At 37.7% G+C, this 7,708-nt stretch carries 5 protein-coding genes, 2 tRNA genes and 1 pseudogene; 2 read left to right on the forward strand and 6 right to left on the reverse strand.

The genetic code is table 11. The features are described 5' to 3' along the window. Window positions 1-57: 57 nt before the first annotated feature. Window positions 58-759: a hypothetical protein gene (locus ACIR131C_RS0111285; protein WP_028090281.1), complete on the reverse strand. Its 702-nt coding sequence runs from the start codon at window positions 757-759 to the stop codon at window positions 58-60. 362 nt (window positions 760-1,121) lie between these two features. On the opposite strand from ACIR131C_RS0111285, the gene ACIR131C_RS0111290 reads away from it, so the two are divergent. Next, a tRNA-Met gene (locus tag ACIR131C_RS0111290) sits at window positions 1,122-1,194 on the forward strand. Between the two features lie 147 nt (window positions 1,195-1,341). On the opposite strand, the gene ACIR131C_RS0111295 is transcribed toward ACIR131C_RS0111290, so the two are convergent. From ACIR131C_RS0111295 to ACIR131C_RS0111310, 4 genes are all read right to left on the reverse strand, one after another. Beyond that, window positions 1,342-1,414, reverse strand: a tRNA-Phe gene (locus ACIR131C_RS0111295). Window positions 1,415-1,618: 204 nt separating this feature from the next. After that, the gene (locus ACIR131C_RS0111300) at window positions 1,619-2,404 is read right to left on the reverse strand and encodes a metal ABC transporter permease (RefSeq protein WP_417033498.1); all 786 of its coding nucleotides are present in this window, start codon (window positions 2,402-2,404) and stop codon (window positions 1,619-1,621) included. Window positions 2,405-2,478: 74 nt separating this feature from the next. Beyond that, window positions 2,479-3,267 (reverse strand): metal ABC transporter ATP-binding protein, encoded by a 789-nt coding sequence (locus ACIR131C_RS0111305; RefSeq protein ID WP_196811757.1) that lies wholly within the window; start codon window positions 3,265-3,267, stop codon window positions 2,479-2,481. A gap of 215 nt (window positions 3,268-3,482) precedes the next feature. After that, window positions 3,483-4,472 carry a metal ABC transporter solute-binding protein, Zn/Mn family gene (locus ACIR131C_RS0111310; protein WP_035371875.1) on the reverse strand — a complete coding sequence of 330 codons (990 nt, stop codon included), beginning with the start codon at window positions 4,470-4,472 and terminating at the stop codon, window positions 3,483-3,485. A 312-nt stretch (window positions 4,473-4,784) separates the two neighbouring features. Here ACIR131C_RS0111310 and ACIR131C_RS0111315 point away from each other — a divergent pair, with 312 nt between their 5' ends. Continuing rightward, entirely contained in the window at window positions 4,785-6,374 is a 1,590-nt protein-coding gene (locus ACIR131C_RS0111315) for an iron uptake porin (protein WP_028090285.1), read from the forward strand. Between the two features lie 247 nt (window positions 6,375-6,621). Here ACIR131C_RS0111315 and ACIR131C_RS26760 read toward each other — a convergent pair. Beyond that, a pseudogene (locus ACIR131C_RS26760) lies at window positions 6,622-7,708 on the reverse strand (Rqc2 family fibronectin-binding protein); the annotation flags it as partial.

Consider the following 7,708-nt stretch of genomic DNA (forward strand, 5'->3'; position numbering starts at 1 on the left):
CTTTTGTTGGGTTGCGCTGTCGCTAATAGTCCTGAATCCAAAATCCAAAACTGAATATTAATTTCCTTTTTCTACAGGAATATCAGACAATTGTAATTTAAGTCTTTGGGCTGGATAATCAGTTAAAGACAGAGATATCTGTTTGACATCATCAAGTAAGGCCGTGGGAATGCTAATTGTACCTTTAACTTCTGCTCCTTTGGCAGGTAATTCTGCTGGTAAACCTTCTGTAATTCCACTCAGAGTTCTTCCTTTATCGTCAGTAATATCTAAAAAGCTATAGAGAAACCTTACAGAATCAGTTCCTTTATTTTGCATATTTACTCTTAGCAATAAATCACCTCCAGAATAGCGCACGGACTGTACAGACATGGTTACACCTTCACTTTCAGCAGCAACAGGAAATCCTGGTTGTAGGGGTTCTTCTGCTACTTGTTTGGGTTTTTCCTGTCCTTGAGGTTTGTCGGTTTTAATCTCTTCTTCTGCTGACTTTTCTGGTTTGTTACTTTGGTTTTTATTGTTAATTCTTGACTTGACAGCTTTGAGAATATCTTCCTCTTTTAGAAAACTTTCAGTTCCCTGTTGGGGGTTATTACTCTTGCTGCTGTTAAATTTATTGACGGGACGACCATCTGGTGTAGTGACACCTTTGAGCGCGTCACTTCCTAATTTAAATCCTAAAAAACCACTTGCGGAACTTGCTCCCAACATCAGGGTTAACAAAATTAAGGTTAGGAGTACAGTAGTATTGATTTGCATTGCTAAAAAATTATGACATAAAGGGAACAGGTAGCAGGTAAGTTCTAGAATTTTCTCTTGGTGTAGTCATGGTATTACTCATAACTATCCTAAGTTTGAATAACTAGCAACTGGGGTAAATAGGATTGGGAATTTGTTTAATCTCTATGCTACTATATAGTATTAGGGATTTTAAAGTTTGGCCTTGTCAATACTGAAAAAATTCACCTCATTACATACTTGATCAGATTTTGAGCATTTAAACGTAATTAATAATTGTTCATGGGTTGCCAAATTATAGTGAGATGGTGTATTATGGATAATGTAAGATCGAGGGTCACTGGTTAAACCAAAAAGCGTCAGGTTGAAACCCATGTGAATAAGCGCTCTTGGCCGATTGGGGAGGCAACGAACTCATAATTCGTCTTCAGGCTGGTTCAATTCCAGCAGGGCGCATTTTACGCATTTAACAGAACTAAATTATGATATATATTACTTCCTGCGTTTGTAGTCAACGCTTTGTAGTCAGGGCTTTAGCCATGATGATGTTTTCGTAGCATCTAGAAAAATTGGGGCAGTTGTGTTGGTGTTAATTTGATTGAATGCCAGGAACGAGACTTGAACTCGTGACACGAGGATTTTCAGTCCTCTGCTCTACCAACTGAGCTATCCCGGCGTGGGCTTGATTACTGACCACGTTTACTAACTTTAGCATGGGGAAAAAGATTAGTCAAGGGGTTTTGCAAAAAAAATTTTAATTAGGTAGATGGACGTGAGATAACCAACATAATGTGAAGAAAAGTAAAATCTCTCAAAACTTCTTCCCTGTTCCCTGTTCCCTGTTCCCTTGCCATAGCGACAATTTTTCACACCAACCTACTTAGCTGTTTTTGATTGTCAATTTAACCCAGGTAAACACAACCACAAATAAGAGAAACTGCACAAAGACAATACTCGGTCCAGAAGCCAGATTAAACAAGCCAGAAACCATCATTCCCGCGATACTACTGCTAGAACCGACAACCACCGATAGAATCAGAAAACGGCTGAAATCGTGACTCATGAGTTTGGCTGTAGCAGCGGGAATCACTAAAAACGCATTGACAAGCAAAACACCAACAGCTTTAATCGCTACGGCTACAGCAAGGGAAAGCAAAATAACGAATCCATAGCGATAAAGTTGTACAGGTACTCCTTGTACTTGTGCAACATCGGGATTGAGAGTTAATAATATTTGTTGTTGTAGCGTTGATAAGAGGAAAATACTACTAGAGATGAGTACCAGAAGTGTTAAAATTAAATCTGTGTTATCTATGGCTAAAATATCGCCAAATAACACACCCATTAAGTTACCGCGATATCCCTTAATAAAACTGGTGAGGATGACACCGATCGCTAATGATCCAGATAGAACTATACTGAGAACACTATCACTGGCTAAATCTGTTTTGTCAATCAAATAAAGAACAACAACTCCGAAAATTAAAGTAAAAGGTAGTAACATCCAAGTAGGATTAGTATTGAGTAACACGCCTAATGCTACACCTACTAAGGCTGCATGACCAACAGCATGACTAAAAAAAGATAGTTGACGTAAAGTCACAAAACTACCTAATAAACCCCCTAATATTCCCATTAATACAGCACCAATAATGGCACGCTGCATAAAAGGAAATTGCAATAAATTCACGAAATCATGATAATTACCCATTACCTATTACCTATTACCTATTACCTCACTTAATGATGATGTTCATAACGACTAAAACCAGGACCATAGGTAGCTAAGAGATTTTGCGGAGAAAGGGCTATTTCTGGTTTACCAGAACAAACAAGAGTTTGATTCAGACAGATGACGCGATCGCAATGATGGCTTACCATATCAATATCATGGGAAACTTGCAACACTGTCCAATTTTGTTCTCGTTTTAATTCATTTAATAACGCATAAAAATCTGTTGTCCCTTGAACATCTACCCCTGCAAAAGCTTCATCTAATACTAACAGTTTTCGCGGACTTACTAAACAATAGGCCAATAATACTCGTTTAAGTTGACCGCCGCTAAGTGTTCCAATGGCTTGATTACGTAAGTGATAGGCATCGGTACGATATAATGCCGCTGTAACTGCTGCTAATGCTTCTTGCTTTGCTGGCCAAAATGAGAAAGATGAAAAAAATGAGTTTTTTCTGTTAGCTATTCCCAAAGCTACTAATTCACTAACTGAAATTGGAAAACTGCGATCAAAAATAAAGTTTTGTGGCATATAACCCAAAAAATTACGCAAATTTCCTAATCTAGAAATTGGCCGACCAAAAACTTCAATTGTCCCCGCACTTCTGGGAATTAAATCTAAAATTGCTTTAATTAAAGTGCTTTTTCCCGCACCATTTGGACCAACTATAGCTGTATCTGTTCCTGGTAATAATTCAAAAGAAACATCTCGCACGGCTATATATTTACCTTGGTAGACTGTTAACCCGGAAACTTTTAATATTGGTAATGTAATTTCTGTTTGTTTGTTGATCATGTAAGTTAGGATTTGAGATGCCAATAATTTATAGTCATATATAGCAGTCTGATTTGATTTGTTCGGTAGTTTAGCATTACTAAAACTTTCAGAGGATGTTTGAAAAGTATTTTCTAAAACTCCAAAAATTTCAATATTTAACTCCTGCTAAGAAGACAGGGTTTTATTTGTACATTCCATGGTTTTTCAAACAACCTCTAATCATTATTTAATCATCACTTGCACCCAGAAGCTAAACTTTCCAAATTAGTTTTCATAGCTTTAAAATAATACTCTGGATTGGTATCACCAGTTTCTAAAGAATCTAATGTCCTCACAGTTAACTGCAAATCCTGGGAAATACTTGTCAGTAATTTGTTATCTAAACCGGGTTCACTAAATAAGGCTTTAGTTTTGTATTTTTTAACTGTATTCACTATTTTTTGAACATCTGTTGGTGAAAGTTGTTTTTCGGGAATTTCTACTACTGCTACTTGTTTCAGGTTATAGCGTTTCGCAAGGTAGGGAAAAGCATCATGAAAAGTTATGAAAGTGCAGTTTGGTGTTTTTTTCAGGGTCTGTTGAAATTCATTATTTAAATTATCTAGTTTCTGGATATATGACGCTGCATTAGTTTCATAATTGGCTTTATTCCCTGGATCTGCAATAATTAAACCATCTCGAATATTGATGATTTGCTGTTTTGCTAAAACTGGATCTAACCAAATATGAGGATTTCCAAATGTGTGTTCATGATCATGATCATGTTCTCCTCCTACTGTCTTATCTATGGGGGAAATTTTATTAATAGGTTCAATACCTTTACTAACATCAATTTCTACTAATTGGGAATTTCTGGCATTTTTAATTGTATCAGACAAAAATTCTTCCAACCCTAAACCATTTTTTATCACTACATTGGCTGTAGCGATCGCTTTTACATTTGCTGGTGTTCCTTGATATTCGTGTATCTCTGTACCAGGCTTGACTAAAATATCTACTTCTGCTACATCTCCAGTTACCGCTTTAGTAAATAAATAAACAGGTAAGAATGTTGTAACTACTTTAGTCTTTGGTAGTTTCTGTGCTGGTGTCGCCTCTTCATTAACAATTTTACTACTATTAGTAGTAGTACATCCATAAATCGCTGATAACATTACTAATGCAATTATGGGTAAGAAATTTCTTTTTCTGATATTTGCTGCGACTTGTCTAGGACTCTTCATAGTTTATGGTTGATCATAAAACTTCATTGGCATTGTATCTTATAATGAGATTCATTCTCACAAAATTGATAAGTAACTAGTAAAAAACATGATTATCGTATCAAGAATTACAAACTTTTTTGGCATTTGAGGTAATACTGCTGTGTAGTAGGATTTTAATTTTCCCATTTCATAAAGATTTCTTAACTTTTCTGCGTTAAAAAATCTACATGGAACTGTTAACTGTTAGTATATTGATAGGAATTATTGATAGCTATGCTACTTTTAGATCAGGTATAGCATCATCTACTGCAAAAACAGGTGTGAAGAAAAATGCAAAAGTTCTCGACATATTTACTAGCTAGTTCCACTGTGATCAGTGCTATACTATGCACAAGTTCTGGGGCGTGGGCTGAAGAAATACCAGCACATAATCAACTCCAGGCTGATACCAATTCCCAACAATTGAATACAAACAATCAACAAGAGGTGATGTCACAAGTTACCTCCGTATCTCAATTATCCGATGTGCAACCTAGTGATTGGGCGTTTCAAGCGTTACAATCATTAGTAGAACGCTACGGATGTGCCGCAGGTTATCCTAATAATACCTACCGTGGTAATAGAGCGTTATCACGATATGAGTTTGCAGCAGGTTTAAATGCTTGTTTAGATCGAGTAAATGAACTAATTGCCACTGCTACCAGTGATTTAGTATCAAAGCAAGATTTAGCAACAATCCAAAAATTACAAAGGGACTTTTCTTCAGAACTAGCCACCTTAAAGGGGCGTGTAGACACTGTAGAAACGAAAACCGCTGAATTGGAAGCTAATCAATTTTCAACTACCACCAAGCTACAGGGACAGGTTGTGGCAGTTGTGAGTGATGTTGTCTCCGGTAAAAAGGTCGGTAATAATGACATTACTGATAAAAGTACCACTTTAGGGGCAAGAACCAGACTAGATTTTGTCAGCAGCTTTACAGGAAGAGATACACTGCTGACGAGGTTGGAAAGCAATAATATCAACAGTCCCGACATTCAGACTTCAGAAGGAAACTTGTTTTTTGCTAGTGGTAGTCCCAGTGGTAATGTTGGTATAGGAACTTTATCCTATGCCTTTCCTCTTAGCAAAAATACACAAGCAAAACTAATTGCTACTGGAGGCGCACCAGATGATCTTACCAATACAGTCAACCTTTTTGATGGTGATGCTTCTTTTGGTGCTTTGTCAACTTTTGGCACAAGAAACGCAATTTATGGTCAAGTAGGTGGTGCAGGACTAGGAATTAATCATCAGTTTGGTAAGAAATTAGCCCTCAGTTTAGGCTATTTGACTCCTAATGCTAATAACCCCACCCCTGGAAATGGTTTGTTTGATGGTTCTTACGGTGCTTTAGCGCAGTTAACTGTGAAGCCCAGTAGTCGCACTACTCTTGGTTTGACTTATATCAATTCCTATAACCAACCACTCATTACAGGTAGTAATAACGCGACCTCTGGCTTTGGTGGACAAGATTTTTCCAGTAATTCCTACGGTGTACAAACATCTTTAGGTATTGGCAATAAACTTGTTGTCGGTGGTTGGGCTGGATATACCAATAGTCAAGTCCTGACTGGTACTAAAGGAAAGGCGGAAATTTGGAACTATGCTGTTACTCTAGGCTTACCAGATTTCGGTAAAAAAGGTAACTTAGCTGGTGTTATAGTTGGTATGGAACCAAAGGTCACAAATTCTACTGCTACTGCTGCTGGAGTAACAAAGGACCCAGATACCTCCTATCACATTGAAGGATTTTATCAATATAAAGTTAGCGACAATATCACCATTACTCCTGCTGTAATTTGGTTAACAGCCCCAGATCACAATAAGAATAATGATAGTGTCGTCATTGGTGCTTTAAGAACTACCTTCAGTTTCTAGGCTTCCACGTCAACAAAAAGACCAGCCCTCCCACAGGCTGGTCTGCAAAAAAAACGTTGTTCGTGTTGTCTTCTCAGTGGAGTCAAAACCAAATTGCGCGTTCCTAAAATTCAACGGGCAACTTTTCTTAACAAGATTGTAACAGCCAGTACAATTTTTTGATGAAAATATCTGAAAAAATATCTGTCTTTAGGTGAATAGACTTTCTATTTGCGGAAAGAAGAGAAGGTTAATAACCTGATCAAAACTAACCGCTGACTAATACTTGTGGTTTTCCCCAAATAATTGTTTCGTGTTTATAAACTACCAGTCCTGGTTTAGTTCCTTTGGGTTTGTAGACGTGCTTGGGTTGGGTGTACACTACTGGTACTTGGTCACTTTGACGGGCCCGGCTGAAGTAAGCGGCTAAATTGGCGGTAAATTGTAAATCAGCTTCTTCCGCAATTGTACCCGGTTCTAGACGCAAAAGCACATGACTACCCGGAATTTCTTGGGCGTGAAACCATAAATCATAGTCTCCAGCGACACGGAATGTCAATTGGTCATTTTGAACGTTATTCCGGCCAATGAGGATTTCAAAGCCACTGGGACTGCGGTAACGATGAAAATTAGTACCGGGGGTTTCGTTGCTGCTACGGCTGCGGTATTCTAGGTCTTCTAAGTATTTTTGATCAATTAGTTCGTCACGGATTTCTTCTAACGCCTGTAAATCTTCTGGGTTTTGGTAGTTATCTATCTGAGAAATTGCGGCTTCTACTTGTTCTAAATAATCAATTTCTGTTTGCACTGCAAATAACAGCGGTTCGACAGCCCCACGGGCGCGTTTTAACTTTTGATGCTGTTTGTAAAGCTTTTGGGCATTTTGAACAGCGTTCTTGTCTGGTAAAAGAGAAATTAATATAGGTTTTTCTGTTTCAAAGTCTGGTAATATTATATTCTGCATTCCTGGTTGCCATTGATGCAGGTTTGCCATTAATAAATCGGCTTTTTGCCGATATTCCTCCGCTTGGTCTGATTGTTGCAAGCGATCGCTAAAAGTCTGTGCTTTAATACGTAATTTAGCTAGAATATGCGCTAATTTCTGAATTAACTGATGTCGCAGTTGCACAAATAACTGTTGATTCAGATGATCAGAATAGTAACGGTAAAGTAACTCTTGAATACTCTTTGTAGGTTTGACCGCACCCCAACCCATAACTGTATACCCGGTTTTTGTCCAAGCAGGTTTAAATTGACCTGATTCTAAAGCTTGTAACCATTCTTGCCAACATTCAAATAAATTTTGCCAATCTTTAGGGGTTAATACGTCCGTATTTGTATCAGGTAAAATCTGA

Source organism: Dolichospermum circinale AWQC131C, assembly GCF_000426905.1.
Taxonomy (GTDB): Bacteria; Cyanobacteriota; Cyanobacteriia; order Cyanobacteriales; family Nostocaceae; genus Dolichospermum; species Dolichospermum circinale.

Excerpts from the sequence above, each read along its gene's own strand:
- ACIR131C_RS0111285 (WP_028090281.1), bottom strand. The coding sequence starts at position 759 with ATGCAAATCAATACTACTGTACTCCTAACCTTAATTTTGTTAACCCTG.
- ACIR131C_RS0111300 (WP_417033498.1), bottom strand. The coding sequence starts at position 2,404 with ATGCAGCGTGCCATTATTGGTGCTGTATTAATGGGAATATTAGGGGGT.
- ACIR131C_RS0111305 (WP_196811757.1), bottom strand. The coding sequence starts at position 3,267 with ATGATCAACAAACAAACAGAAATTACATTACCAATATTAAAAGTTTCC.
- ACIR131C_RS0111310 (WP_035371875.1), bottom strand. The coding sequence starts at position 4,472 with ATGAAGAGTCCTAGACAAGTCGCAGCAAATATCAGAAAAAGAAATTTC.
- ACIR131C_RS0111315 (WP_028090285.1), top strand. The coding sequence starts at position 4,785 with ATGCAAAAGTTCTCGACATATTTACTAGCTAGTTCCACTGTGATCAGT.